The 25,179-nt window shown below is 59.1% G+C and carries 24 protein-coding genes and 1 other RNA gene; 11 read left to right on the top strand and 14 right to left on the bottom strand.

The window, feature by feature from the left end; translation table 11 throughout:
* Window position 1 precedes the first annotated feature (1 nt).
* From HDF14_RS11745 to HDF14_RS11725, 5 genes are all read left to right on the top strand, one after another.
* Window positions 2–157, top strand: coding sequence for a hypothetical protein (locus tag HDF14_RS11745; RefSeq protein WP_183976811.1), 156 nt, complete (start codon window positions 2–4; stop codon window positions 155–157).
* 198 nt (window positions 158–355) lie between these two features.
* Window positions 356–1,837 (top strand): amino acid permease, encoded by a 1,482-nt coding sequence (locus tag HDF14_RS11740; RefSeq protein ID WP_183976809.1) that lies wholly within the window; start codon window positions 356–358, stop codon window positions 1,835–1,837.
* Window positions 1,838–1,881: 44 nt separating this feature from the next.
* A complete protein-coding gene (gene add / locus HDF14_RS11735) occupies window positions 1,882–2,922 on the top strand; it encodes an adenosine deaminase (protein ID WP_183976807.1) in 1,041 nt (346 codons plus the stop codon).
* 567 nt (window positions 2,923–3,489) lie between these two features.
* Window positions 3,490–4,056: a biliverdin-producing heme oxygenase gene (locus HDF14_RS11730; RefSeq protein WP_183976805.1), complete on the top strand. Its 567-nt coding sequence runs from the start codon at window positions 3,490–3,492 to the stop codon at window positions 4,054–4,056.
* Window positions 4,046–6,643 carry an ATP-binding protein gene (locus tag HDF14_RS11725; RefSeq protein ID WP_183976803.1) on the top strand — a complete coding sequence of 866 codons (2,598 nt, stop codon included), beginning with the start codon at window positions 4,046–4,048 and terminating at the stop codon, window positions 6,641–6,643. Before HDF14_RS11730 ends, HDF14_RS11725 begins: the two co-directional genes overlap by 11 nt.
* 58 nt (window positions 6,644–6,701) lie before the next feature.
* Here the strand turns inward: HDF14_RS11725 and HDF14_RS11720 are convergent, their stop codons facing one another.
* The 10 genes from HDF14_RS11720 to pheT form a co-directional block, all read right to left on the bottom strand.
* Complete coding sequence (locus HDF14_RS11720) at window positions 6,702–9,359, bottom strand: AMP-binding protein (protein WP_221304659.1); 2,658 nt, start codon at window positions 9,357–9,359, stop codon at window positions 6,702–6,704.
* 204 nt (window positions 9,360–9,563) lie between these two features.
* Entirely contained in the window at window positions 9,564–10,154 is a 591-nt protein-coding gene (locus HDF14_RS11715) for a hypothetical protein (protein ID WP_183976793.1), read from the bottom strand.
* Between the two features lie 186 nt (window positions 10,155–10,340).
* Entirely contained in the window at window positions 10,341–11,540 is a 1,200-nt protein-coding gene (locus HDF14_RS11710) for a VWA domain-containing protein (RefSeq protein WP_313899549.1), read from the bottom strand.
* 10 nt (window positions 11,541–11,550) lie between these two features.
* The gene (locus HDF14_RS11705; RefSeq protein WP_183976791.1) at window positions 11,551–12,666 is read right to left on the bottom strand and encodes an RluA family pseudouridine synthase; all 1,116 of its coding nucleotides are present in this window, start codon (window positions 12,664–12,666) and stop codon (window positions 11,551–11,553) included.
* On the bottom strand, window positions 12,656–13,405 hold the full coding sequence (locus tag HDF14_RS11700; protein WP_183976789.1) for a prolipoprotein diacylglyceryl transferase family protein: 750 nt from the start codon (window positions 13,403–13,405) through the stop codon (window positions 12,656–12,658). Before HDF14_RS11700 ends, HDF14_RS11705 begins: the two co-directional genes overlap by 11 nt.
* A 115-nt stretch (window positions 13,406–13,520) precedes the next feature.
* Window positions 13,521–13,706, bottom strand: a non-coding RNA gene (ssrS, locus tag HDF14_RS27835) — 6S RNA.
* Window positions 13,707–13,800: 94 nt separating this feature from the next.
* Window positions 13,801–14,184 carry a cell division protein ZapA gene (locus HDF14_RS11695; RefSeq protein WP_183976787.1) on the bottom strand — a complete coding sequence of 128 codons (384 nt, stop codon included), beginning with the start codon at window positions 14,182–14,184 and terminating at the stop codon, window positions 13,801–13,803.
* Window positions 14,185–14,203: 19 nt separating this feature from the next.
* Window positions 14,204–14,473, bottom strand: coding sequence for a hypothetical protein (locus HDF14_RS11690; protein ID WP_183976785.1), 270 nt, complete (start codon window positions 14,471–14,473; stop codon window positions 14,204–14,206).
* A gap of 60 nt (window positions 14,474–14,533) precedes the next feature.
* Window positions 14,534–14,764 carry a hypothetical protein gene (locus HDF14_RS11685; protein ID WP_183976783.1) on the bottom strand — a complete coding sequence of 77 codons (231 nt, stop codon included), beginning with the start codon at window positions 14,762–14,764 and terminating at the stop codon, window positions 14,534–14,536.
* 58 nt (window positions 14,765–14,822) lie between these two features.
* Entirely contained in the window at window positions 14,823–16,985 is a 2,163-nt protein-coding gene (gene pheT / locus HDF14_RS11680) for a phenylalanine--tRNA ligase subunit beta (protein WP_183976780.1), read from the bottom strand.
* A gap of 88 nt (window positions 16,986–17,073) precedes the next feature.
* Here pheT and HDF14_RS11675 point away from each other — a divergent pair, with 88 nt between their 5' ends.
* The 5 genes from HDF14_RS11675 to HDF14_RS11655 all read left to right on the top strand — a co-directional run bounded on the left by HDF14_RS11675 (window position 17,074) and on the right by HDF14_RS11655 (window position 20,423).
* Window positions 17,074–17,484: a hypothetical protein gene (locus HDF14_RS11675; protein WP_183976778.1), complete on the top strand. Its 411-nt coding sequence runs from the start codon at window positions 17,074–17,076 to the stop codon at window positions 17,482–17,484.
* 181 nt (window positions 17,485–17,665) lie between these two features.
* Window positions 17,666–18,592 carry an alpha/beta hydrolase gene (locus HDF14_RS11670; protein WP_260698209.1) on the top strand — a complete coding sequence of 309 codons (927 nt, stop codon included), beginning with the start codon at window positions 17,666–17,668 and terminating at the stop codon, window positions 18,590–18,592.
* A gap of 96 nt (window positions 18,593–18,688) precedes the next feature.
* A complete protein-coding gene (locus HDF14_RS11665; RefSeq protein WP_183976776.1) occupies window positions 18,689–19,174 on the top strand; it encodes a nuclear transport factor 2 family protein in 486 nt (161 codons plus the stop codon).
* A gap of 105 nt (window positions 19,175–19,279) precedes the next feature.
* Window positions 19,280–19,636 (top strand): phage holin family protein, encoded by a 357-nt coding sequence (locus tag HDF14_RS11660; protein ID WP_183976774.1) that lies wholly within the window; start codon window positions 19,280–19,282, stop codon window positions 19,634–19,636.
* A gap of 25 nt (window positions 19,637–19,661) precedes the next feature.
* A complete protein-coding gene (locus HDF14_RS11655) occupies window positions 19,662–20,423 on the top strand; it encodes a hypothetical protein (protein ID WP_183976771.1) in 762 nt (253 codons plus the stop codon).
* Between the two features lie 56 nt (window positions 20,424–20,479).
* Here HDF14_RS11655 and HDF14_RS11650 read toward each other — a convergent pair whose 3' ends face one another.
* Both HDF14_RS11650 and HDF14_RS11645 read right to left on the bottom strand, forming a co-directional pair.
* Window positions 20,480–20,836 carry a hypothetical protein gene (locus tag HDF14_RS11650; protein WP_183976769.1) on the bottom strand — a complete coding sequence of 119 codons (357 nt, stop codon included), beginning with the start codon at window positions 20,834–20,836 and terminating at the stop codon, window positions 20,480–20,482.
* 287 nt (window positions 20,837–21,123) lie between these two features.
* Window positions 21,124–22,098: a phytanoyl-CoA dioxygenase family protein gene (locus tag HDF14_RS11645; RefSeq protein ID WP_183976767.1), complete on the bottom strand. Its 975-nt coding sequence runs from the start codon at window positions 22,096–22,098 to the stop codon at window positions 21,124–21,126.
* Between the two features lie 312 nt (window positions 22,099–22,410).
* On the opposite strand from HDF14_RS11645, the gene HDF14_RS11640 reads away from it, so the two are divergent.
* On the top strand, window positions 22,411–23,271 hold the full coding sequence (locus tag HDF14_RS11640) for a helix-turn-helix domain-containing protein (RefSeq protein WP_221304658.1): 861 nt from the start codon (window positions 22,411–22,413) through the stop codon (window positions 23,269–23,271).
* Between the two features lie 172 nt (window positions 23,272–23,443).
* On the opposite strand, the gene pheS is transcribed toward HDF14_RS11640, so the two are convergent.
* Together pheS and HDF14_RS11630 are read right to left on the bottom strand one after the other, a co-directional pair.
* Complete coding sequence (gene pheS, locus HDF14_RS11635; RefSeq protein WP_183976765.1) at window positions 23,444–24,550, bottom strand: phenylalanine--tRNA ligase subunit alpha; 1,107 nt, start codon at window positions 24,548–24,550, stop codon at window positions 23,444–23,446.
* Between the two features lie 137 nt (window positions 24,551–24,687).
* Window positions 24,688–25,104: a CRISPR-associated protein Cas5 gene (locus HDF14_RS11630; RefSeq protein ID WP_260698208.1), complete on the bottom strand. Its 417-nt coding sequence runs from the start codon at window positions 25,102–25,104 to the stop codon at window positions 24,688–24,690.
* Between the last annotated feature and the right edge of the window lie 75 nt (window positions 25,105–25,179).

The following is a 25,179-nucleotide window of genomic DNA, read 5'->3' as shown; positions in this document are numbered from 1 at the left end:
CATGGCAAATACCAAGAACATCACGGACACACAAGAGCGCAAGAAGGTAAAGCGCGCAGCACGTAAAGCCGCACCAGCAAAAGGTCCGCGCACCGGTGCCCGTGGCGAGAACAAGCAGAAGGTCAAGAAGGCAGCTCGTGGTCAGAGCAAGCGGTAACTGATTTCTTCTTGGAGCCGCCCGGAGGCGCCGTTTCTGCCCCACCCGGAAGATCAGTACTTCTTAAATCGCATTGTGTAGTCGGAAACGCCCCGCACCAATCATCCGTAACCAGGAGCGAGCGCGCTGGCCAGGCAAATCTTTGCAACCAAGTCGATCGACAAACTGATCTCAGAATCGGAGAGGCCGGAGCACGCGTTGAAGAAAACGCTTGGTCCGGTCTCATTGACTGCACTGGGTATTGGGGCGGTCATCGGTTCAGGCATTTTTACAGTAGTAGGGACCGCAATTGCGGGTGAGAAGTTTGTCACCACTTCGGTTCTGCGAGCGCCGGTATTGGACTATCTGATTCACCACTCAGCGCTGGCGGGGCGGCCCGGCGCAGGGCCTGCACTTGCGATCTCGCTGGTGCTGGTTGCGATCGTCTGCGGTCTCACTGGACTCTGCTATGCGGAGTTAGCGTCTATGATCCCGATCGCGGGATCGGCTTACACGTATACCTATGCAACGTTGGGTGAGCTTGTCGCTTGGATCATCGGATGGGATCTGATTCTGGAGTATGCGGGCAGTAACATGGCCGTGTCTGTTGGGTTCGCCGCGCATATGGTGGATCTGCTGGACTGGTTTGGTTTCCATCCGGCGCTGCGTTGGATCTCTCCTGCCTTTCTTCCTGGTGGATTGCAGGACCTTCAGGGCCACGACTTGTATCCACCGGGCTGGCACTTCGGCTTCGACTGGCCGGCGTTTCTGGTGGTCATGCTGCTCACTGTCGTGTTGGTGCGCGGGATTCGCGAGTCGGCGAGGACCAATAACATCATGGTGCTCCTGAAGCTCGCAGCGATTCTGCTGTTCATCTTCGCTGGCGCTCACTTCATCAAACCGACGCTCTATCATCCTTACTCGCCAAACGGCTGGTCGGGAATTCTGACAGGTGGTTCGATCATCTTCTTTACGTACATCGGATTCGATTCGGTGTCGACCGCGGCAGAAGAGTGCAGAGATCCCCAGAAGGATGTTCCGATCGGAATCATTGCGACGCTGGTGGTCTGCACGATTCTGTATATCGGGGTGGCGACGATTCTGACTGGGTTGGTGCCGTGGCAGAGCATGGTGGATGATGCAGCTCCAGTGGTGAATGCGCTGAAGAAGCTGTCGTTGCAGCCCGGAGGACATAGTCTGCACTGGGTGCGGCTGGCGGTTCTGCTGGGCGCGATGATGGGAATGATCTCGTCGATCCTGGTGTTTCAGCTGGGGCAGTCTCGGGTTTGGTTCGCCATGTCGCGTGATCGGCTGCTGCCTGGGATCTTCGGGAAGGTGCATTCGCGGTTCCGGACTCCAGCGGTTGCGACTTGGGTCGCTGGAATCGTGGTCGGAGTTCCTGCGGGGTTGTTCGATATCGGGACGCTGACGGATCTGTCGAACATCGGGACGCTGTTCGCGTTTGCTCTGGTTTCGATTGGGGTGATTATCCTGCGGTATCGAGAACCGGAGAGAAGAAGGCGCTTTCGGGTTCCGTTTGGGCCTGTGATTCCGGTGCTTTCGGTGGTGTTCTGCGTGCTGCTGATGATGGGATTGCCGATAATCACATGGATGCGGTTCTTCGTGTGGCTTGGAATTGGGTTGTTGATCTACTTCTTCTACAGCCGAAAGCGGAGTGAGTTTTACGTACCGAAAGTTTAGCTGGGTCTGCGCAACGAGACTTGTAACAAGTCTAGGATAGATAGATGGCGCGCAAACAGACGAAACAAGACGCTGAATTAGACGTAGTTGAATGGCTGCGAAAGCTGCCGAAGGTCGAGCTGCATCTGCATCTCGAAGGAACGATTCAGCTCGATACGTTGCTGGAGTTGAGCAAGCGGCATGATGCGGAACCGTTGACGGTTGAGGAAGCTAAGAAGCTCTATATTTACGAGAATTTTCTTGGATTCATGGACTCGTTCAAGGCGGTTTCGGCTCGTTTGAAGAGGCCGGCGGACTATGAGCTGATTACTTACAACATGATTCGGGACCTGGCGGCGCAGGGGGTGGTGCATGCCGAGGTGTATATCTCGTTCGGGATTATCTATTACTGGAAGAATCAGGAAGTCGAACCGTACGCCGAGGCGATGGAGCGCGGGCGGGTGCGGGGCGAGAAGGATTTCGGGACGACCGTCTATTGGCTGATCGATGCGGTGCGGCACTTTGGGGCGGAGGAGGCGGTGAAGGTGTTTCGGAAGGCGGCTGAGTTGCGGAAGCTGTATCCGAGCATTGTTGGGATTGGTATCGGTGGGGATGAGGCGCGGGGGAGTGCAGATATTTTCAAGGAGTCGTATGCGGAGGCAAAGGCGGCGGGGTTGCGGCTGACGGCTCACGCGGGCGAGACGATCGGGCCGGAGAGTATCTGGGCGGCGATCAACATCGGAGCGGAGCGGGTTGGGCATGCTCTTTCGGCTCAGCATGACGCGGAGTTGCTCGAGGTGCTGGCAGAGAGACAGATTCCGCTGGAGCTGAATGTGACCAGCAACATTCGGACTGGCTGTTGCAAAAGCTTTGACGAACATCCGGTGAAGGACTACTTCGAATCGGGTCTGATGGTGACGATCAACTCGGACGATCCTCCGATGTTCGGGAGCAATCTGCTGGAGGAGTACGTGCTGGTGCAGAGCCGGTTCGAGTTTTCGCTGGAGCAGATGCGAGAGCTGGCGGCGAATGCGGTGGAGGCGAGCTTTCTGCCACCAGAGCGGAAGTTGGATCTGCTGCGTCGTGTGGAACAGTACGGGCACTGATTTCCGGGAACTACCCCCCCCCCCCTGGTATGCCTCGTCTAAAGTCTTTAGATTAAACGACTTAGCGGGTACCATTCCCCGCAAAAACGTCATTCCAAAGGGGTTACGTCCAAATTCGTCCAAGCAAAGGGGTTACGGGTGGTTTGCTCCTTTCAAAATAAGAGAGCCCCGGTTTAGACCGGGGCTCTCTTTGTGCACTGTATTCATTATAGCGGTTGGGGCATAACTGATACGCCACGCGAATCTGCTGGATTGGCGCTGGTTTGGGGACTTTGGGGCTTGACAAGATCTTAGACATCGATGAAAAACATCAACTCGTCGTCGGTTCTCATCGTCCTCAATCAGGTGATGTCGTTCAGTTCCCGAGCAAACGGCAGAACGCTTGGCAGGTTCCACAAGCGCGTTTTGGCCGACCCACAGGCTAGTGAGTTTCATGTCTTCGGAGCTAACGAATTGTTCGACGAATGCCGATGAAAATGCCCTCTCGAGGCTGCTGAAGGTAAATAAGCGTATAACTGGTCCACCTGCACATTTTGAATTGTGTTCGAGGAGCGTAGCGACTTGGACATGCAGAGATTGCGGCAGGAGACTCAAGCCGACCACGATAACGTCGAGGGCGCCGTTCCCCTGATGCACGAAGGGTTGAACACAGCCGAGTATGTTGAGTGTCTCCAACGTATTTACGGAGTAGTCGCAGCGTGGGAGGAGCGAGCTGCCGAAGTCGCACCCGATTGGCTCCAGTCGATACTGCTGGTACGGCAGAGATCCTCTCTCCTCCGGCGAGACCTGGCATGGTTCGGCGCAGGTGAGAAAGATGAGCGGCGGCCTACGCTGCCGGAGATGAACGATCTTCCCAGCCTCTTCGGAACCATGTATGTCATGGAAGGATCAACTTTGGGTGGACAGTTTATCGCTCGCCACGTCGAAGCGGCACTTCATCTCACCGAAGGCCGGGGTAACTCTTATTTTCGCGGTCACGGCGTTCAAACCGGGCCATTGTGGAAGGAGTTCTGTGACATGTTGAAGCTACGAATAACGGACGAACAGACAGGCGCCGTGGTGATTTCCGCGAAGGCAATGTTTAGCACTTTTGGAACGTGGATGCATAGGAAATCGGCAGTGGATGGAAGCTAGCCTTTTAGGCGACGTAGTGATTCCCGACGGCATCGGTCGGAGTGGTCAGAGCTGCGCAGACGAGGCAATCCGTATCCCGGGGAGTATTCAGCGTCATGGCTTTCTCCTCTTGCTGGATGATCTCGATGAACGTGTCGTAGGTGCGAGTAAAAACACCGAGGAGTTCCTCGAAGTTCCACTAGCACTGATCCTTGGCGCGCTGCTCCAAACCGTACTCGAGCGCGAGATTCTGGGAGCTCTGAACGCCCTGATTCGCTCCAGCAATGACACAGGTCTCCTAACCTACCTGGGCTCGTTTCAAATGCGTGGAAGATTCTTCAGCGTCGTGGCCCATCGTGTCAACGGCGAGCGAATCCTTGAATTTGAAGTGACGGACCGGCTTGTCAATCCTGAGATGACCAATCAGGTTTTCACAAACTTTGTCAGCAAGCTCAGTAACCTTCGCAGCGAAACAGAGCTTTGCCAGGCGATCACAGCACAGATCAAGGACCTGACTGGCTTCAGTCGCGTTCTCCTCTATCGTTTCGATGAGGCTGGCCATGGGACTGTCCTGTGCGAGCAAAATGATGGAACTCTTCCCAGCTATCTGGATCTCAGATTTCCATCTTCGGATATTCCGCAACAGGCTCGCGATTTATACCTCCTCAATACTGTGCGGATTATTCCGGATGCATCGTATGTTCCTTCTCCCCTGCATCGGCTCGGTACGCGGCCGATAGGGCCGTTGGATCTTTCCATCTCGATCCTTCGCAGTGTGTCTCCCGTCCACCTGGAGTACATGCGCAATATGGGCACGATGTCTTCGATGTCGGTCTCGATCATCTGCGAAGGAAAGCTTTGGGGGCTTATTAGCGGGCATCATCGGGAACCGCATATGGTGCCTTACCTGATCCGCAGCGCCTGCGATCTGTTGACGAGGCTGGTCGCTACGCAATTGACGAGCCTTTCCACTTCAGCACGTTTGCATCAGATGGTGCACTTCCATGCGGTACAGCGTCGAATTTTGGCCCAAATGGCAGGCGAGAGTAACTACCTGGCAGCCATGGCGGACCAGATGGCGGATCTGATCCAGATCGCCAATGCGGAGGGTGCAGCACTTGTGGTGGATGGGCAAATAAGGGTTTTCGGGATTACTCCAGCGCACCACGATCTAAAAAAGCTGGCAGAGTGGATGGACAGCAAACCAGAGCTGGAAGTATTCGAAAGCCGGTATCTCGGCAGCCGGATCGATTGGGCATCGGAGTTCAGTGAGGTTGCCAGCGGTCTGCTGGCCATTCGAATATCTCATGTCCGCCAAAGCTATCTCATGTGGTTTCGGCCGGAGGTAGTACGAACTGTGCGGTGGGCCGGGGAACCTGGAAAGATTCAGGATAAGAATCAAAAGCTCAATCCCAGAAAATCATTCGAAATCTGGAGCGAGCTTGTCCGTGGCAGAAGCAAGCCCTGGACTCAAGTTGAGGTTGAATCGGCCACCGAGTTTCGCGGGGCGATCATGACGATCAGTCTGAAACGGGCGGAAGAAGCTGTGCAACTTGGCGAGGCACGATTTTTGCAATTGACCAATGCTCTGCCTCATCCAGTCTGGACGGCAGATGATGATGGGCGACTGACCTATGTGAATCAAAAATGGATTGAACAGGGTTTTGGCAGCCAAGGTCGCTGGTATGAGCAGGAGCGTCTGACGGCAGAAGACCAGCATCGCTCCGGCAAGCTTTGGACGGTCGCCGTCACGGAGGGGATTCCCTTTGAGCTGGAAGTGCGATTCCATCCACCATCTGACGATGCAGATCGATGGAACCTGGTTCGCGCGATCCCGTACCTTCGCTCCGATGGCACGCGAGCGGGCTGGGCAGGCACCTGCATCGATCTGACCGACCGGCGGCAACGGGAAGCTGCACTGCGCATGACAGAAAAACTTGCCCTTACGGGAAGAATGACCAGCGTGGTCGCACATGAGATCAACAATCCGCTGGAGGCCATCATTAACCTTTTGTATCTGCTAAACGATCGAGTCAAGGAAGACGAGACCGCTCGCGGATACATTGAGTCGGCAGAAAGTGAGTTGCAGAGAATTTCAGGAATTACGAAGCAGACACTTCGATGGTCCAAGGAGAGCGTCCAAAAACCACAGTCTCGAACCGCAGGGTATCTTTTCAAAGACACGCTGCAACTTTTCGCCGGCAAAATAAGAAACCGCGGAGTGAATATTCTGATGGAAGGCGGCGAAGAGGTATTTGTTTACGGCGCGCTCGGGCAAATATCCCAAGCGATGGCGAATTTGATATCGAATGCGATTCAAGCTGTTGCTGAGGGTGGGCAAATCGGGCTCAGTGCCAGGGAAGATGAGGGCATGACGGAGATCAAAGTCCGGGATAACGGGCACGGCATGAACGATGAAGCGTTGCGACATCTCTTCGAGCCTTTTTACAGCACGAAAGGAGACCTCGGAAACGGTCTTGGCCTCTACATCTCCCACGAGATTGTGGAGCGTCACGGCGGAAGCCTGATTGTGAAGAGCCAGGTCGGTGTCGGGACCGAGATTCGAGTCCGCTTACCGAAACCGCCTCGCACTGTTCCCGCGGATTAGGTGTGGAGCACAACGTGAGCGGCGAACCAGGACTCCTCAGTTCATCGAAACGTTGCAGTCATGTGATTTCTGGTTGATTTGTGGCGAGGAGTTTTTCTACTTCGGCGTGGAGGCGGGCGGTGATGGCGGCTTCGGTTGCGTCGGGGGGGAAGTAGATGGGTTGGCCTACGCGGATTTGAAGGGTGCCGGAGCGGAACCAGCGGCGTTTGCGGGTTTTGAGTTCGCCGAGGCCGCGGAGCGCGATGGGGAGGACCGGGACAGAGGATTGCTTGACGAGCAGGCCGATGCCGGGACGGAAGGGGGCGAGAGTGCCGTCGGGTGAGCGGGTGCCTTCGGGGAAGATGAAGACGTTCAGGCCTCGGTCGAGTGCCTCGCCTGCGTGGGCGAAGCTGCGTTGGAAGTCTCGGCGGCGTGGGAGGGGGAAGACGTTGAAGAGTGCGGTGATGAGCAGCCATGCCGGCGGGCCGAGTGGGTTGAGCCAGCGTGGTTGCCGGTTTTGGCCACGGCGCAGGTCTTCGAGCATCTCGCCAGACATGGCTGCCGCGGTGTGGGAGCGGAGGGCTCGAGGTAGAGCGTAGAGGAGGAGTGGCAGGTCGTAGGTGGTGACGTGGTTCGCGATGATTAACATGGGGCCGGTTGCGGCGAGAGGCTTCGCTGCTGCTTCGGGCTGGGGTGATTCGACGAGTGGTGTTGCGAACAGCCATACCAGAGGAAGCGCGATGCACTCTACAAAGGCGGCGCGGAGGAAGCTAATGGGGCGTGACCACGGCCAGTGGGGGTAAATGTGGGTTGAGGGCGGTGGGAGTTCTGATCTGAGTTGGTGGTGGTGTTCGGGGGTCTGCGCGTTAGAGGTGTTCGGGTTTGGCGTGGTTGCTGATGGAAGGGTGATGTCTTCTGAGTAGTCAGGGTGTGTGATCAGGTGACGGAGTTGGTTGAGGGTTTCGACGTTGTCGAACTCGGTGGGGTTGAGGGTGGCGCCGAGGCGTTCTTCGAGCGCGGCCATAAGCTGTACGCGGCCGAGGCTGTCGAGGCGTAGGTCTTCGGCGAGGCGTAGGTCTTGGTTTTGAGCTTGCGTGGTGGGGAGGCCCTCGCCGGTGATGCGGGCGATGAGAGTGAGGAGCCAATCGGTGCCTGCGCTGGCGGAGGATCTTCCATCGTTCGCTTCCCTGCTCGCCAGCCAGGTGGTGACGGCTGCGCGTTTGATTTTGCCGGTGGAGGTTCGAGGGAGATCGGGTTCGGGCCAGACGGCCAGGCGGCGGATGCGTTGGAACTCGGCAAGGCGGGTGTTTGCGCTTTGCAGGATAGCGGGAGCGCGGTCAGGTGTGCCGCGGAGGGCCAGGACTGCGCAGGGTTCGGGGCCTGTTGGGGTTTCGATGGGCACGACGGCGCAGGCTGCGACTTCTGACTCGGGCTCGAAGGCGGCCTCTAAGTCTTCGGGGTGGAGGTTGACGCCGGTGGCGGTGACAATGGTCTCGCTTTTGCGGCCGAGGAAACGGAGTTCTCCGGTGGGCTGGGCTTCGGCGAGGTCGCCGGTGGCCAGCCACTCGTCGGTGCGTTGCTGGAGGGCGCCGCCGGACCAGGTGGCGGGGGAGATCATGGGGCCGCGGACGAGGACTTCTCCGTCGGGCTGGAGTTTGACCTCGCGACCGGGGAGGGGTTTGCCCATGGTTCCGCGGGCTACTTTGAAGGGGTGGTTGAGGGTGATGAGGGCAGAGGTTTCGGTCATGCCGTAGCCCTGCACGAGGACGAAGCCTAGGGCGTTCCAGAACTGCTCGATTGGGCCAGGGAGGGCGCCGCCGCCGGTGACGAAGGCCCAGAACTTGAAGCCGAAGGCGGAGTGGATGTCGCGGAAGCGCCACCAGCGTTTTTGTGCGGAGATGCCTTGGGCCGCAGCGAGACGTGCGGGGAGGTTTGGGTGTTCGGCTTCGAGATGGGTTTTGAGGAGGGCGAGGACGCGGGGTACTCCGGCGAGGACGGGGATGCGTTCGCGGCGGATGGTTTCGATGAGGCGCGGGGCGGTGAGGCGGGTTTCGAAATGGACCTCGGCGGCGAAGATGGAGGGAACCCAGAGGCCCATCATCTGGCCGAAGACGTGGCTGAGGGGGAGGGTGTGGAGGAAGCGCAGGGGGTGGACGATGCGCTCGTAACGCATGTAGGGCTGGGCGGCGAGGCGGATGGGCTCGAAGCTGGAGAGGATGTTGCCGTGGGTGTGGACGATGCCTTTGGGGTCGCCGGTGGTGCCGGAGGTGAAGAGGATTTGGAGGGGCGTGTCGTGGGAGAGGGTGGGGATGGGGCCGGCTTGATCGGTGGGTAGGGTAGCGGGCCAGTCTTCGAAGGCTAGTTTTGGCCAGTCGGCCGGGAGGGTTTGGAGGAGGGTGGCGTCGCCGACTATTAACGAGGGGCGTACATCGGATGCGATCCGAGTGGCGAACTCGGGAGTGCCGTAGGCGTCGAGCGGGACAGCGATGACTCCGCGGAGGATGCAGGCGTGGAAGGCGGCGACCCACTCGGCGCTGTTTTGCGCCCAGAGGATGAGGCGGTCGCCGGACTGAAGGTTGCGCGTGGTGAGGAGCGCGGCGAAGCGGCCAGCTTGGGTGGCTAGTTCTTTGTAGGTGGTGACCCGGCGCCGGTTTCCGGTGTGCTGGACAACTGCTTTTTGGTGGCCGAAGCTGCGGAAGTCGTCGAGCAGAGTGGCCAGATGGGGGCGGATGGGCATAGCAGTCGGCTAGTTCAAGATAACCTACTGCGGTTAAGTGCGCCCTTCGCGGGCGGCGGTCACTTCGTGACTTGTATACCCCTTCGGTTGGCGCTCCCGTTGGTCGCGAGGAGATATCTTGCCGACCATCGGGAGGCCCAGGCGAAGCCTGGTATACATGTCACGAAGTGACCGCGCCACGCGTAGTGGGCCCGTCCGGCAGGACTAGCGCCCTGGGGGGGCCGGGACCATGACTGCGCTGGGATCGACCTTGGGGATGCCGAAGTGGCCGCTGAGATGGACGAGGTCGAGGGGACGGAGTTCGCAGGCGATCTGGATGACGCTCATGTCACGTGGGGAGCGGGTGAGGACGGTCACGCCGGTGATGTCGGCGCCGGCGAAGTGTAGCCAGAGATCCGTGACGGTGTTGCGGGGTTGAGCTGTATTGGCGGAGTTCTGGTTGGCGTTGACGAGATGCTTCCAGCCGGCGGCGTTGTAGGAGGCGATGATGGCGTCCATGTTCTCAGGGGTGTAGAACGCTGGACGGGGATAGCGGTAGTTGTCGACAGAGATACCAGTGAGCGCGGCGGGAGCACGATTGGCATCCATACCGTTCGACTCTAGAAGGTTTTGGGCGATCTGGATCATGCTGCGATCGAAGCTGAATGAGGTGTGAGTCGCGGGCTGGTCGGCAAGGTTCATGAGCGCGCCCTGAATGTCGAGGGGAGGAGGCGGGGGCGGTGGACCGGCGGGGGGCTGTGCGATGGCGGCAGCTGTGGATAGGACAAGGGCGAAGAGGACGGGACGCAGTTTCATGGATGTCTCCCTGATTGATTGGACCCGGATTTTTGTGGGGAGTTCTCCCCTGGATGCATTATTTGCCTTTGGCGCTCGGGGTGGCAAGTTTCGCTTTGTGCGAGTGATGTCCTGCCGGACGGGCCCACTACGCGTGGAGCGGTCACTTCGTGACTTGTGTACCCTGCCTCCCGTTGGTCGGCTACTCTACTGTGGTGGGCGGGGGGAGAAGTAGCCTTTTTGGGCGCGGACTTTATAGCGTGGATCGTTGGCCTGGAGGTAGATGGTTCGGAAGGAGCCGTCCATCTTGAGGTCTGTGGGGCGGTAGACGAGATGGTACTGGCTGCGAAGCTCCTCTTCGATGTTGCGGAAGCCGACGGCTACATCTTCAAGCTTGACGGGGTAGAAGGCCTGGCCGCCGGTGGCGTCGGAGATGGCTTTGAGGACGTCATCACCCTTGTCTTTGCTGGGGCTGATGTTGGTGCTGATGGTGTAGACGATGGTGTCGGCGCGCTGACACATCTTGATGGCGTCGGACTCCTGGACGCGGGAGTAGTTGTCGTCGCCGTCGGAGACGAGGATGAGGGCGCGGCGGACGGCTCCGGTCTCCTGGAGGGGAAGCATCTGGTCTTTGCAGGTTTTGTAGAGTGCGTCGAATAGAGCGGTTCCGCCGCCGGGACGGAGTTTGCGGATGCCCTGGTTGAGGAGGTCGACGTTGTTAGTGAAGTCCTGGGCTACGTCGGTTTCGATGTCGAATCCCTCGACGAAGGCACGGTCGTTGAGGTGAAGGATCTGGAGGAGGAACTCGATGGCGGAGTCCTGCTCGAACTGGAAGCGCTGGCGGATGGAACTGGAGGTGTCGAGCATGATGCCGACACGCAGGGGGAGATTGGTCTGCTGAGTGAAGCGGAGGACGGCGAGAGGGGGACGGCCGTCGTCGAGGAGGCCGAAGTTTTCGCGCTTGAGGCCGGTGATGAATTTACCGTGTTTGTCGATGACGGTGAAGATGAGATTGACTTCATTGACCTGGACCTGGAGGGTGGTGACGGGCTCGTCGATCTGCGGGGCATTCGGAGAGGCAGTTTGGCCGGTCTGAGTGGGAGCTTGAGCAGGGGTTTGAGCGGTCGGTGCAGCCGGCCGCTGGGGGGCTGGAGAGGCGCTGGTTGGAGGTGCAGGGCTTGCCGGGGCGGATGCAGGGCCTGACGTGTTCTGGGCGACTTCGGAGGAGGATGGCGTGGCGGGATCGCTGGAAGGTGCGAAGAGGCGGTGCATCCAGCCGGGCCTTTGGGTTGGGGCGGTCTGCGCCTGAAGAGGCGCCGCGGCGAAGGGCAGAAGGAGTAGAGCGGATAGTAGGGACGCGGGGAGTCTGGCGCTTGAGACTTGATTCATTCGGTTGGGTGCGGTCACTCGGATGATTCTACTCAATTGTGGACGAATTCGCGCGAATTGCTTGCAAAAACGACTCAAGTTCGACAGGGAGCGGAGCCGCGAGATCCAGGGGTTTGTTGGTCTGCGGATGGGTGAAGGAGAGGTGCGCGGCGTGGAGAAAGTTTCGCTCAAGGTTGAGAGTGGGGTCGAGGCCGGAGATTGCGTGGGGAGCACCGTAAAGGGTGTCGCCGACGACGGGATGGCCGAGGGATTGGGCATGGACGCGGATCTGGTGCGTGCGGCCGGTCTCGATTCGAACTTCGACTATGGTGAAGGGGCCGTAGGCAGTGGTTAGACGTTCGAGAACGTGGAAGTGAGAGACGGCGGTGCGGCCATCGGCGCGGCGCGTGGTCATGCGGGTGCGGCGGATGATATCGCGGGCGATGGGGAGGTTGACGGTGGTGTCGTCTTTTTTGACGTGGCCAAGGAGGAGAGCTACGTAGGTCTTAGTGACCTGGCGGCGGGAGAACATGTCGCCGAGTTTGCGGTGGGTGCTGTCGTCTTTGGCGACGAGGATGAGGCCGCTGGTGAGCTTGTCGAGGCGGTGGACGATGCCGGGGCGGAGGTCGCCGCCGACGTCGGAGAGTTTGGCGAAGTGGAAGAGGAGCGCGTTGACGAGGGTGCCACGATTGCGGGCGTCGTCGGTGGTGCCGGCTCCGGCGTGGACCATCATGCCCGCGGGTTTGTTGATTACGGCAAGGTACTTGTCTTCGTGGAGGATGTCGAGTGGGATGTCCTCTGGGACGGCGTGGAGTGGTGCGGGCTGGGGCGAGCCTTCGATCTCGATGGATTCGCCGCCGTGGAGTTTTTGTTTAGGCTTGGCGGGGTTGCCGTCGACGCGCACCTGGCCGGCTTCGATGAGGAGCTGGACGCGGGCGCGGCTGATGTCGGGCAGGGCCTGGGCGAGGTAGAGATCGAGGCGGAGGTTGGCGGCGGCTGGGTCGGCGGTGAAGGTGCGGACCGCGTCGGAGTCTTCTTCGACTTCGTCGAATTCGAGGACGGGGATCGGTGGCGGGGTGACCTCTTCTACGCCGCGAGTGGCGCGGTACTCGTGTTTTACGGTGCGGCGACGCTGGCCCTTGGGGAGCATGTTCTTAGACGGCATGGGTGACCAGCTTTCCTGGCAGCAGTACGATGACGGCCGCTACTACGATCATACCGAGTGCGATCCACTGGATGGGGTCGAGCGCGGTGTAGAGAGTGCTGGTGGTGTAAGGGTAGGGCTGGCGGAAGAAGGTGAGAAGGAACTGAATGGTGCCTGCGGCGGCGAGGGTGGTTGCTATGGTGTTGTTGGGTTGGCTGCTGTGCTTGAGTTCGCGTAAGAGGATGAGGGTGAGGAGCGCGGCGGCGATGGCGGCGTAGAGCGCCACGGGGTGAAGACGGGTGTGGTCGGGTGGGATACTGAGGCCCCAGGGGAGGGTGGTGGGGAGACCGGCGTCGCTGCCTTCGGCGAAGTGGCCGAGTGCGAGGAAGGCCCAGATGAGAGTGGCGCAGGGGCTCCAGGCGTTGAGGGTTTCGAGGATGGGGAGATGGCGGATGCGAAGGTAGATCAGCGTGGCGAGGATGGTGAGAAAGATTCCCGTGGTGGTGAGGGATGGCAGCGTGAGAAGAAGGATGGGGTATGTGAGGAAGTTGTGGAGGTTGGCGGCGATGATCAGGAGGCGGGAGAGGACGAAGGCTGAGAGGAGAGTGAAGAGGCCGGCGTTCCAGAGCTTGTCTGGGTTGAGACCGACGATGGCGGCGGTGCGCAGGCTGAGGGTGAGGGCGGCCATGAGGCCAAGGGCGGCGAGGACGCCGAAGGTGGGAAGAAGGAGATGGCCGGAGTGGATGAGGTAGGGGTACACGTTGGGGCTTTGATACAGGGCCCTTCGGGCGTTCAGGATGATGAACTCTTAGAGTTGCCTGTTCGCTTTGCTCGACGTCATCGTCGTGAAGGAGTTCTGCCTAGAGAAAAAAGAAGACCGACCCACTGGGCCGTACGTCGAAGCGCTGGTGAACCCGTCCTAAGACGGCGGGACCCTGCCGTGGCTCTTTAGGCGTTCCTGACTGGAGGACTGCACACCGAACCATGTCTACGAGCCAGGCCCCTGTTCAATGAATGTTGGTTCAACCAGCGTTGTTCGCGTACCTGCTTTGCAGGCCGGTGTTCTTGAGTTCGATGCTATCGGGATGCGATGAGATTCGCAACCCCGGGGTTGGAGCGCTTCGTTAGGTCAGCTTTTAGTTGCGGCGGTGTGGACTAGCCGACTTTGCGGTCTTCGAGGAGTTCGTCGAGGAGGTGGGATAGATCGCCGGCGCGGGAGCGGACGGATTGCTGCGAATTTTGAAGGGTGCCGGCAAGGTTGTCGCTGCGATCGCGGGCACAGCAGAGCTCGTCGGCGATGTTGAGCGCGGCGAGGACAGCTACGCGGAGGCTGTCAACGGTGTTTCCGTGGGCGGAGACGGCGCGCATCTTGGCGTCGACGATGGAGGCGAGGCGCTCGATGTAGGCGGGATCGGTGCCGCGGAGGTGATAGATCTGGTCGTAGATTTCGACCGCGATGGACTGGTTCTGCGTGGGCTCGGCGGCCGCCGGAGTGGTTGCTTGCGGGGCTTCGAGGGTCTGGTCTGCAGTCTGGGCCATCGGGTCTCCTTGAGTGAAGTTAGAGGAGTTCGTCCATCTGCTGGAGCATCTTTTCGACGCGCTGGCGGACGGATTCACGCTCTTTGGTGAGGGTGGTAAGTTCGGATTCGACCATGGTGGAGAGGGTTTGCTGTTCGGCTAGCTGGGCGCGGAGGTTGGCTACTTCGGCTTCGGCGGTGGCGCGGGCTTCGCGCTCGCGCTTTACGACTTCGACGGCACGGAGGACTTTTTGTTCGAGGGCCTGGAACTCGTCGGCACTGATGCTTGGGGAGATGGTGGAGGAGCTCATATTGATTTCAGTATAGACGCGGAAGACGTGGATTTTTGCTGGGGAAAAGTGGGGTGGAATCTATGTGGGTGCGTGTTTTTCGCGGATTAATTTTTGTTTGGTGGTGGAGTGGCCGTTATTTGAAGGGGTTTCGCCATTTTGTGTGGTTTTGATGTGGTGAATTTGTGGTGCAGCTGTGGTGATTTGCGTGGTGGATGTGGTGTTTTGGCGGCCATGTTTTCGACCGCAAAAAAATGTGACAGGTTTTTGAGATTTATTTGAGGTGTCTGGAAAGTGAACAGACAACGGCAAATACAGGGATCCTTCGCTGCGCTCAGGATGACGACAGTTGGGGAGACATCGAGAATGACTACGACGAAGGAGATGCCGCGCCGTCGCGGATAGTGCCTCCGAGTGCGGTGAGGGCGGCGATGATGCGGGACCACCAGTCTGTGAGCTCTTCGTCGCGGAGGGTGCGGTCGTTGGATTGGAAGACGGTGCGGAGGAGGAGCGAGTAGACGCCGGGGAACTTTTTCTGGTCGCGCCAGACCTCTACGGGCTTGAGGCTTTGGAGTTCGGGGATCGCTAGGGCGTGGATGGCGGAGGAGACCGCTTGCCACTGAGTGGCGTCGGGGAAGACAAAGGAGAAGTCGCGCTCGACGGCCTGGTAACGGGAGAGATCGTGGGCGGTGATTTTTCTGAGTGGCAGGTCGTAGAGAGTGGCGAGGTCGAGTTGAGCGAGATAGATGGGCTGGCGGAGTTTGCGGGCTTCGCGTTGCGTGTGGGCGACCTCACCGAAGTAGGCGATGGGTTGGTTGTTCAAGAGCGCTGTCGCGCTGCGGCCGGGTTGTAGCCAGGCGGGAGCTTCGGGGGTGAACGTGAGTGCGTTGGGACCGCCGGGCAGGGTGAAGAGAGAAAGCAGGGACTCGATGGCGCCCTTGAGTTCGAAGAATGGGGCGTCTTCGGCGGAGTAGAGGTTGGAGTATTTTGCCGCGGCGGCGGTGAGGCCGAGGGAGAGCTGCGGGGTCTCGTGGACGTCGGAGATGAAGGTGCCGTCGGCGGGGATGGTGCCGGTGAAGATCTGGCCCTGCTCGAAGAGGCGGACTTCGCGGACGTCGCGGTTGAGGTTATGCGCGAGCATGGCGACCATGCCAGGGATGAGCGAGGGGCGCAGGAGAGAGGCCTCTTCGGAGAGGGGGTTCTCCATGGGGACGGTTCCCTTCCCCTGAGTCTTGGTCTCGTTGCTTTGTGGATAGAAGAGGTCGGCGTCGGGCTGGGCGGCGAAGGTGCTGGAGACGGATTCGCTGAAGCCGAGGGCGAGGAGGCGGGTGCGGACGGCGGCTTCTTTGGCCTCGGTGGGTTGCGTGATGACGATGCCAGGTGCGGGGAGGGTGTTGGCAAAGCGGTTGTAGCCGTAGACGCGGGCGACTTCTTCGATGAGGTCAATCTCGCGCTCGAGATCGAGACGCCAGGAGGGGAGTTTGGTGGAGTAGACGGCTTGATCCTGACGCAGGCCGTGTAGGAGGAGATCGCAGCCGAGGGAGGTGAGGTACTGGGCGACGATCTCGGAGGTGATGCCGGCGGGGTCGAGGGTGGTGCCGAGGTGGCGTTTGACCTGGGCGACGGAGAGTTCGATGGGAGGACGCGAGGCGGTGCGAGCTTCGACTTCGGGATCGATGAGGTCGATGAGTTCGCCTTCGGGTTTGCCACCGTTCTCGAGGATGAGTTGGGCGACGAGGGCGTTCGCGACGGGGGCGGCGTTGAAGTCGGCGCCGCGCTCAAAGCGGTGGGAGGCGTCGGTGTGGAGGCCGTGGCGGCGGGAGGAGCGGCGGACGCTTGCCTGATCGAACCATGCTGCTTCGATGAGGATGTTTTTTGTTTCGGGGGTGATCATGGAGTCCCAGCCGCCCATGACTCCGGCGAGACCGAGGGCTTTCTCTTCGTCGGCTACTACAAGGTCATCAGTTTCGAGGGTGCGGTCGGTGCCGTCGAGGAGTTTTAGTTTTTCTCCTTTGTGGGCGAGGCGAACGACGATGCCGCCTTCTATCTTGTCGAGGTCGAAGGCGTGGGTGGGATGGCCCATGCCGAGGAGAACGAAGTTGCTGGCGTCGACGGCGTTCGAGATTTGTTTCTGGCCGAGGAGCGTGAAGTACTCGGCGACTTTGCCTGTGCTGGCAGCGATGGTTACGTTGCGGACTACTTGCGCGGTGAAGCGGCCGCAGAGGCCTTTGGCTTCGGGGGCGATTCGGACGGAGAAGGGCTCGTCGACGAGCGAGCCGATGGGGAGTTTGATGTTGAGGGGCGCGAGGGGCAGGTTGTAGATGGTGGCGGCCTCGCGGGCAATGCCGTAGTGGTTCATGGCGTCGACGCGATTGGTGGTGATGTCCATCTCGTAGAGGTGGCCGTTGTTCGGGCCGAGCGCGTGGATGCCTTCTACAGCGATGCCGCGAAGGGTGAGATCTTCGGCGAGCTTGTGATCATCGACCGGGATGTTGGGGACGTAAGTGCGCAGCCAAGCGGTGAGAATATTCATGATGGACGGCTTCTAGTCTAAATGTTTAGGGAACTTTGAGCCTTCGGGAGAAGAAGTGTGGTGGGCGCGTGTGGGCTAAACTCTTCGCATGAATTGGCTTGGGCCAGCAAAGCGGATTGAACTTGTCGAACAGGGCGATGTGCTGCTGATTAAGGCCGCAGGGGCAAAAAGTGCAGTCAATCTGCTACTGCCGCTATTTGCGTGCGGGTGGACGTATTTTGTCTGGCGAGATAAGCACTGGGTCCTATTGTTCTTCGGTTTGTTCTTTTTTGGTTCATCCGTTTGGATGCTGTTTCGGAGCAAGGATGGAGAGTTGCGGGTCACTGACGCTGGCATCATGGCTACCGGCAATCGCGGTGGATGGATTGACGAATCAGTTCAGTTTCGATGGATAGATATAAGCGGCTTGGAGTTTCGTCAGGGTGAGGATGAGCCGGGTGGGCTGTTATGCAAGAACCGGGAGATGGAGTTCCACCTGCATTGTGGCGGGGCTAAGTAGAGAGCAGACTGAAGAGGTGATTGCAGCCATCTACAGACGCTTTCCCTATGTTGTGATGGCCGAGAATAACGATGGGTGGTCATTGTTTGGGAATGGTTCAGGATTGACAACTCTGGGTTGTCGAAGCCGAAAGAATGATTGGTTGAAAGTATGATGGCTGGGTGGTTTGGAGGCTTTGCGGATGTGGCGAGTTGCGGCGGCGTTTGTGATGGTGGCGGGTTGTGGTGCGATTTGGGCGCAGAGTTCGAGGTGGCCGGCGGGAGCAGAGCATGCGGTGGTGACACTTTGGCCGAAGGGTGCTCCGGGGATGACTACGACGACAGGGCCGGAGGCAGATACTACGACGGCGGAGGGCGAAAAAATTGCTGGGCAGCCGGTGGTGCGGCTGGGGAATGTGTCGGTGCCGACGATTACGGTGTATGAGGCGAAGGGGGTGGGAGATGGCGCGGCGGTGGTGGTGTTTCCTGGCGGCGGGTACAGCATTCTGGCGATGGATCTTGAGGGGACCGAGGTTTGCGATTGGCTGACGTCGCGGGGAGTGGCTTGTTTTCTGTTGAAGTATCGCGTGCCGGGGACTGGGCCTTATCCGAAGTCGGATGAGGCGTTGCAGGATGCGCAGAGAGCGGTGGGGATGGTGCGGGCTCGAGCTGCGGAGTGGAAGATCGATCCGAAGAAGGTGGGTGTGCTGGGGTTTTCGGCGGGTGCGCATTTGGCTGCGGCGGTGAGTACGCACTATGCGAAGCGGCTTTATCCACGGGTGGATGCGGCGGATGAGGTGAGTTGCAGGCCGGACTTTGCGGTGGTGGCGTATCCGGGGTATCTGGCGATTGCGGAGAAGGGGATGGAGTTCAATCCGGATATTCCTGTGACGAAGGAGACACCGCCGACGTTTCTAGTGCAGGCGGAGGACGACTATACAGCGCGTGTGGAGAATGCCGTGGAATATTTTCTGGCTTTGAAGCGTGCGGGTGTGCCGACGGAGTTGCATATCTACGCCGAAGGTGGGCACGGGTATGGGCTGCGACGGACGAAGCTGCCGGTGACGGGGTGGCCGGATCTGGTGGATGTGTGGATGAAGACGATTGGGGTGACGTCGGGGGCGCACTAGGGTCGGGCGTGTGTTTTCTTCTGACTGAGACGAACATTCCGTTTGCGTGTTGCGTACTGCGATGAGTGTTCCGAATTCATTCGAGGAGAAGCGGCGATGAGGAAGTTTTCTGTCTTGTTGATGATGGTTGCGTTGAGCGGGGCGTGTGGGGCGCAGGCGGTTCCGGCGCTGGGGGATATCAAGAGTCAGGAGGAGTTGACGAAGGCGATTACGACGCTCGATAAGGAGTTGTTCGATGCGTATAACAGCTGCGATATCGACAAGCTGGGGACGCTGGTGGTGGACGATCTGGAGTTTTATCACGACAAGACTGGGTTGGCGGTGGGCAAGCAGCTGTTTCTGGATGCGATCAAAAATAATATCTGCGGGAAGGTGACGCGGAAACTGGTGGAGGGGTCGCTGGAGGTGTACCCGCTGAAAGATTATGGCGCGGTGGAGATTGGTGTGCACCGGTTTTATCATCCGGGGACGCAGGACCATGGGGATGTTGGCGAGGCGAAGTTTATTACCCTGTGGCAGTACAAGGATGGCGCGTGGAAGGTTTCTCGCGTGATCAGCTACGACCATCACGGGGCGAAGTGACTGCATTCAAACGGCGGTGGGTAGGAATTTGTGGCGGTGACGTGTGGGGTCGGATATGCTGGTCAGTACTCCGGATAACCAAATTCTGCCGAACGAGGATAGAGAATGCTTCGCTTGCTTCTTCACTGGATTCTGAACGCGGTGGCTCTGTTGGTGGTTGCACATTTTGTGCAGGGTTTTGATGTGAGCAACTTTGTCTCGGCGCTGATTGCTGTGGTGGTGATTGGGTTGTTCAACGCAACGCTGGGTTTGTTTTTGAAGATTATTACGCTGCCGTTGGGGATTCTAACGTTTGGGATTTTCTTCCTTGTCGTGAATGCGGTGATTTTGTGGTTCTCGAGCAAGTTTGTTCCGGGGTTTGCGGTGACTACGTTCAAGGCGGCGTTTCTTGGGGCGTTGGCGCTGGCGGTGCTGCATCTGCTGTTTGGATTTTTTGGGTCAGCGATGAAGAAGCGGGTTTAGATTCTGATGATTTGTGGAGTAGCGCGTGAGGGAATTTTTGAACCGTCCAGTGGTGGTGTTTGTCGTAGCATTTTTTCTGTTGTGGCTGGCGGCATGGGCGGGCGCGCTGCGGGGGCAGCGTCGGCGTGATTTTACCGAAGCGGTTCGGACGGACTTCGGGGTGATTCTTGCGGCTACGCTGACGCTGCTGGGGTTGATTATTGGTTTCAGCTTTTCGATGGCGACGGCGCGGTATGACCTGCGCAAGTCGTACGAAGAGTCTGAGGCGAATGCGATTGGGACTGAATACGTGCGAGCGGACCTACTTCCGGCGGCGGAGGGAGCGCAGGTGCGTTCGCTGCTGAAGCAATATACGGATCTGCGGATCCGGTTTTATAAGACGCAAGACGCTGAGGATCTTCGTCAGATAAATGCGGAGACGGCGCGAATGCAGAATGAGCTTTGGGCTGCGGCTTCGAAGCCTGCGAATGCACAACCTTCGCCGGTGATCGCGCTGGCGGTGGGTGGAATGAATGATGTGCTGAACTCGCAGGGGTACACGCAGGCCGCTTGGTGGAACCAGATTCCGGCGGGGGCGTGGTGCCTGATGTTTGTGATTGCGATTTTTTCCAATGGGCTGCTGGGGTATGGGGCTCGACAGTTGGAGCCGAGGTTATTTATGGTGCTGCCGGTGGTGGTGGCGGTGGCGTTCTTTTTGATTGCGGATATTGATAGTCCGCGGGGCGGAGTGATTCGGGTGCAGCCGCAGAATCTGATTAGTTTGCGGGCTGGGTTGGGCAGTAGGTAGTGGAGAGTGGCCACGTTCTGAACGAGTGCTCTTAGTGTCGTAGCGTTCGTCGGCAGTTACGCGTTGCCGCAGATTGTGCGGATGGTGTCGGCGTAGCTCAATGGGTTTGAGGCTAGTTCGAAGCAGACGGAGGCGTGGCCGTCGGGCAGATCGAGGACTAGCTGGTAGAAGTTTCCGTAGCCGACTAAAACAAACTTTGCGCCGCCGCAGTCGAGGTTGCCGCGTTGGCGCGCGAGGGTTAGGAGAGCTGGGTTGATGAATAGCTCTTCGAAGCGGTCGGATTCTGAGGCGGAGGCGCTGGAGAGAGCGGAACGTTGACGGGATGTCAGGTTACCTTGTTGGTAGAGAGCGACGTAACGGATGTTGGGGGTGACGGCGAATATTTTTTCTATGGTGTCGGGGGCGGACGGCATGAGCGATTTTATCGCTGGGTACGAAGCGACGGACGGTGAGGCTGTCCGTCGCTTCGGTTGGGGTGATTTGTTTCCATTTTGAATGGACGACTGCAGGAGCAACACTAACTACAAAAGCAGATCCCCTTCGGGGATGACAACAAGAACAGTAACTACAACCGCAGATCCCCTTCGGGGATGACAACAAAAGAACAGGCAACGCCGTCAACAAATCCAGAGATCTTTGCCCTTCGGCTACGCTCAGGGTCAGGATAACGACCTTGGAGAGAGAGCGAAAGCTGTTGACTCTACCAGGGGTCGAGGCCGAGGAGTTTGCGGCCTAGTGGGGTTAGTTCGGCGGTTTTGTATTTGGTGCGCTCCCACTCGCGGGGATCGCCGGGGAAGGCGAAGCCCTCGGGGGCGCGGCGTTCGCGCCAGGATTCGATGCGGCGTTGGCGGATCTCCTGGTTGCCTCCGTCGGCAGGTGGCGTCGGAGTCATCGAGATGTATTGCGCGACGCGGGCCTTGTCTTCTGAGGTGTTGGGGCGGATGCCGTGGGTTAGGAGGCTGTTGAAGATGAGGAGGTCGCCGGCTTTCATGAGGACGGGTTTTAGTTCGTAGCCGGTGATGTCGGGTTTGAAGCCGTCGCGGTCGGCGGGCTGGGTCTTCTTCCAAGCTTCGAAGTTGCGGAAGATCTCGGGGACGCACTGGAAGCCGCCGGTGGATTCGTCGGTGTCGACGAGGGAGAGGACGCCTTGGACGTTGACGGGAAGCGGGTCGAGGGTGGTGTCGACGTCGTTGTGGATGAAGCCCGCGAAGGCGCGGCCGCTGCGGTTGGGGGTGTTGAGGTTGGCGCGGTCGATGGTGACCCAGAGGCGCTCGTCGTCCCATATGTCGACGAAGGCGTCGTAGACGCGGGGCTCCTGGCGGTTGTCCCAGAGAACCTGGTGGTTGTAGACCTCGACCATGCCACTGTTGTTTAGCTCCTTCATGGCGTGGTTGCGGAGCTGGGCGGCGTTCCATGTGGAGACCTCGTTGGGGTCCATCTCCTGGAACTCCCAGAGGAAGTTGCGGGTGCGCTCGACGTTGGCGGAGGGGACGGCCTGGCGGACGACGACGTAGCCGAAGGTCTGCCAGTGATCGAAGTCGGCTTGCGAGAGGACGCGGAGGGGGAGCTTTTTCTTGATCTCGCGGAGGGGCTGGCGGGCGACTTCGATGTTGAGGCTGTTTTCGCCGGGCTTGCCGACGACGTTGTGTTCGAGGACTGCGGTTTGGGTTCTCATTTTCGGTTCCGATCCTTTGCCTGATTGCTTACGAGAGAACTTTAGAGCGGGGTGAGGGGGAGTTGTTGGCTTTGGGTGCCAATTACTGGTACTGGAATCTCACCTGGGCGGGTGGGATGGCTATAATTGCGTCGGCTTTGCCTGGACTGCGGAAGAGTAAAGCAAAAGCAGATCCCCTTCGGGGATGACAACAAGAAATGCAACTGCAACAGCAGATGCGGGGGGTCTCTCCACTGCGCCATGCGATGAGACCGCATGGCTTCGGTCGAGATGGACGATCTTTTAGGTTAATGAGATTTTGAAGGGTGCGGGATGAAGCCTTTTCTGGAGCACATCAAGACGTCGAAGGATTCTTCGTGGGTGTTGTTTGATCGGCGTCTGCCTGCGATTCCGTTTGAGTGGCACTACAACAGCGAGTATGAATTGACGCTGACGCTGAATAGTCGTGGGCAGAGGTTTGTGGGGGACAACATCTCGCGGTATGACGATGGGGATCTGGTGCTGATCGGGCCGAAGATTCCGCATACGTGGTGCTCGAACGAGGATGTTTGTAAGGAGCGGGAGCATCAGGCGCTGGTGCTTTGGTTCAGCGATGCGTTTGTGAAAGGGATGATCGATCCGCATGTGGAGCTGAAGCCGATTCGGCGGCTGCTGGAGCGGTCTTCGCGAGCGTTGACGTTTTCTGAGCCGGTGCGGGAGAAGGCGCGGGAGATTATCTCCGCGATGGTTGAGCAGGGCGCGGGGGCACGGTTGACTGGGCTGCTGAATGTTTTGTTGTTGCTCGCGGAGGATGTGGGGAGTGAGCCGCTGGCTTCCGAGGCGAATCAGAGCGAGAGTTTTGCGGAGGCTACTGAGGAGCGGATTGGGAAGGTGATCTCGCATCTGCATAAGCACTATCGTGACGAGATGGTGGTGGAGAAGCTGGTGAAGGTTGGGGCGTTGAGCCGGAGCTCGCTGCATCGGCTGTTCAAGCGGCAGACGCGGATGACGATGGGGATGTACGTGGCGCACCTGCGGGTGGGGCACGCTTGTGCTTTGTTGCTGAATAGTGAGAAGCCGATTGCGGTGATTGCTGATGAGGTGGGGTATGGGAATCTGGCTAATTTTAATCGGCAGTTCAAGGGGCTGAAGGGGCAGACGCCTCGCGAGTTTCGAAGGGCGTTTCAGCGTTAGAAGACTTTGTCCTGCCGGACGGGCCGCCTGCGCGGCGGGCGGTCACTTCGTGACTTGTGTACCCCTTCGGCTGGCGCTTCCGTTGGTCGCGAACAATACCTTTGCCGACCATCGGGAGGTCTCGGGCGAAGCCGGTATACAAGTCACGAAGTGACCGCCGCCCGCGCAGGGCTCAAGCGAATTGCTCTAAGAAGCGCATGTCGCCGGAGTAGAAATGGCCTATGTCGGAGACGCCGTGGAGCATCATGGCAATGCGCTCGACCCCCATGCCGAAGGCGAAGCCGGTGATCTTTTCCGGGTTGTAGGCGTCGTCTGATGGGTTTACTTTTCGACGCTCGGCGGTGACGGCGGCGAAGACCGCGGGGTCGACCATTCCGCAGCCTAGCAGCTCGATCCAGCCGGAGTGTTTGCACTTGCGACAGCCTTTGCCTCCGCAGAAGATGCAGGAGATTTGGACGTCGGCACTGGGTTCAGTGAAGGGGAAGAAGCTCGGGAAGAAGCGGGTTTTTACATCGGAACCGAAGAGAGCTTTCATGGCATGGTCCAGCGTGCCCTTGAGGTCGGAGAAGGTGATGTTGGTGTCGACGCAGAGGCCTTCGATCTGATGGAAGATGGGAGAGTGGGTGGCGTCGGCTGCGTCGTTGCGGTGGACCTTGCCGGGGATGACGATGCGGATGGGTGGGGCCTGCGCGATCATGGTGCGGATCTGGACCGGGCTGGTGTGGGTGCGCATGAGGAGGCGGTCACGGCTGGGGCGGGACTGCTGGCTGGCGATGACGAGGGTGTCCTGCGTGTCGCGTGCCGGGTGGTTTTCGGGGAAGTTGAGGGCTTCGAAGTTGTAGAAGTCGGACTCGACCTGGGGGCCGAGGTTGGTGCTGTAGCCGAGATGATGGAAGACGGAGACGATCTCGTGCATGGTCTTCAGGAGCGGGTGGGGGATGCCGGGGGTGCGGAGGGTGCCGGGGAGGGTGATGTCGATTCCCTGCACTGTTGTTTTAGAAGAACCGGCGGCGGGGGCTTCGAGGGCAGCTTCGATCTGCTCTTTGAGCTGATTGAAACGGATGCCGAGAGCTCTTTTGGCTTCGGGGGGTGCGGATTTGAGCCACGCTTCGCTGATGAGCTTGAGGCGTCCCTGCTTGCGGCCGAGCCAGTGGAGGCGGAAGGCCTCGGGGTCGCTGAGGGAGGCGGTTTCGCGGCGGACCTGTTCGGCGAGGGCAGCGAAGGCGGTGTCGAGTGAGGCGTCGTCGAAGTGCTGTAATGCTGTGATTTCGTCGGACATTTCCTATTCAGAGTAAATGAAAGACTGACCGTAGAGTGGTTGCGATCGAGGGACGCGACGGTATTGTTAGGGAGTATGAAGAATGGCCCTGATGCCTGGCTTTGCCTTGAGCGATCAGGGCCGTATAGGGTGTTCCACTAGACGACTGACTGGCTGGGTTGGCCGGTGGCTGTGGGGTTTAGCGGTTTGTTTGTAATTGGCGTTGATTTTATGAGGATGGGACCGGATTTGGTCTCTTTTCGCCAGATGCGAATCATCTCAAGCGTCTCGGCCTGGGTTATCTTGGCCAGCTTTGTGAGCGGATCGCCGGCCTTGGCGTTCATCGGACGGACGATGGTTGCCTGGTTGATCCCGGGACGAATCCTGAGGAAGACTCCGCCGACTTCTCTTCGGTTTGGAGTTGGCAGCGTGGTCGCCATTCTAAGTTCGCCGTTTGGCTTCATGTTGTCGAGCGCGTATACGGCGCAGTTTCCATCTTTGAGGAGTTCACGAACCAGATCCTTTACGAGCTCGGATTGATTCGCGTGGAACTCGATACCATGCACATTGGGCATTTTGCATGCCCCCCTTTCTGACTACTGAGGCAATGCTATCGAGGGGCGCATAAGTAGTTCGTAAATGGCGACTTG

The organism is Tunturiibacter gelidiferens, assembly GCF_014201335.1.
Lineage (GTDB): Bacteria > Acidobacteriota > Terriglobia > Terriglobales > Acidobacteriaceae > Edaphobacter > Edaphobacter lichenicola_E.
Note: the sequence above shows the minus strand (reverse complement) of the source record. Positions and strands in the feature narration are given on the sequence as shown.

What these genes read in the sequence shown, in the direction of transcription:
- HDF14_RS11690 (WP_183976785.1), bottom strand. Translation starts at nt 14,473, where the DNA reads ATGAGCTCCTCCACCATCTCCCCAAGCATCAGTGCCGACGAGTTCCAG.
- HDF14_RS11705 (WP_183976791.1), bottom strand. Translation starts at nt 12,666, where the DNA reads ATGCCGTCTAAGAACATGCTCCCCAAGGGCCAGCGTCGCCGCACCGTA.
- HDF14_RS11715 (WP_183976793.1), bottom strand. Translation starts at nt 10,154, where the DNA reads ATGAAACTGCGTCCCGTCCTCTTCGCCCTTGTCCTATCCACAGCTGCC.
- HDF14_RS11645 (WP_183976767.1), bottom strand. Translation starts at nt 22,098, where the DNA reads ATGAGAACCCAAACCGCAGTCCTCGAACACAACGTCGTCGGCAAGCCC.
- HDF14_RS11720 (WP_221304659.1), bottom strand. Translation starts at nt 9,359, where the DNA reads ATGCCCATCCGCCCCCATCTGGCCACTCTGCTCGACGACTTCCGCAGC.
- HDF14_RS11660 (WP_183976774.1), top strand. Translation starts at nt 19,280, where the DNA reads ATGCTTCGCTTGCTTCTTCACTGGATTCTGAACGCGGTGGCTCTGTTG.
- pheT (WP_183976780.1), bottom strand. Translation starts at nt 16,985, where the DNA reads ATGAATATTCTCACCGCTTGGCTGCGCACTTACGTCCCCAACATCCCG.
- HDF14_RS11725 (WP_183976803.1), top strand. Translation starts at nt 4,046, where the DNA reads ATGGAAGCTAGCCTTTTAGGCGACGTAGTGATTCCCGACGGCATCGGT.
- HDF14_RS11745 (WP_183976811.1), top strand. Translation starts at nt 2, where the DNA reads ATGGCAAATACCAAGAACATCACGGACACACAAGAGCGCAAGAAGGTA.
- HDF14_RS11695 (WP_183976787.1), bottom strand. Translation starts at nt 14,184, where the DNA reads ATGGCCCAGACTGCAGACCAGACCCTCGAAGCCCCGCAAGCAACCACT.
- HDF14_RS11675 (WP_183976778.1), top strand. Translation starts at nt 17,074, where the DNA reads ATGAATTGGCTTGGGCCAGCAAAGCGGATTGAACTTGTCGAACAGGGC.
- HDF14_RS11630 (WP_260698208.1), bottom strand. Translation starts at nt 25,104, where the DNA reads ATGCCCAATGTGCATGGTATCGAGTTCCACGCGAATCAATCCGAGCTC.
- pheS (WP_183976765.1), bottom strand. Translation starts at nt 24,550, where the DNA reads ATGTCCGACGAAATCACAGCATTACAGCACTTCGACGACGCCTCACTC.
- HDF14_RS11670 (WP_260698209.1), top strand. Translation starts at nt 17,666, where the DNA reads ATGTGGCGAGTTGCGGCGGCGTTTGTGATGGTGGCGGGTTGTGGTGCG.
- HDF14_RS11640 (WP_221304658.1), top strand. Translation starts at nt 22,411, where the DNA reads ATGAAGCCTTTTCTGGAGCACATCAAGACGTCGAAGGATTCTTCGTGG.
- HDF14_RS11730 (WP_183976805.1), top strand. Translation starts at nt 3,490, where the DNA reads ATGCAGAGATTGCGGCAGGAGACTCAAGCCGACCACGATAACGTCGAG.
- HDF14_RS11650 (WP_183976769.1), bottom strand. Translation starts at nt 20,836, where the DNA reads ATGCCGTCCGCCCCCGACACCATAGAAAAAATATTCGCCGTCACCCCC.
- add (WP_183976807.1), top strand. Translation starts at nt 1,882, where the DNA reads ATGGCGCGCAAACAGACGAAACAAGACGCTGAATTAGACGTAGTTGAA.
- HDF14_RS11665 (WP_183976776.1), top strand. Translation starts at nt 18,689, where the DNA reads ATGAGGAAGTTTTCTGTCTTGTTGATGATGGTTGCGTTGAGCGGGGCG.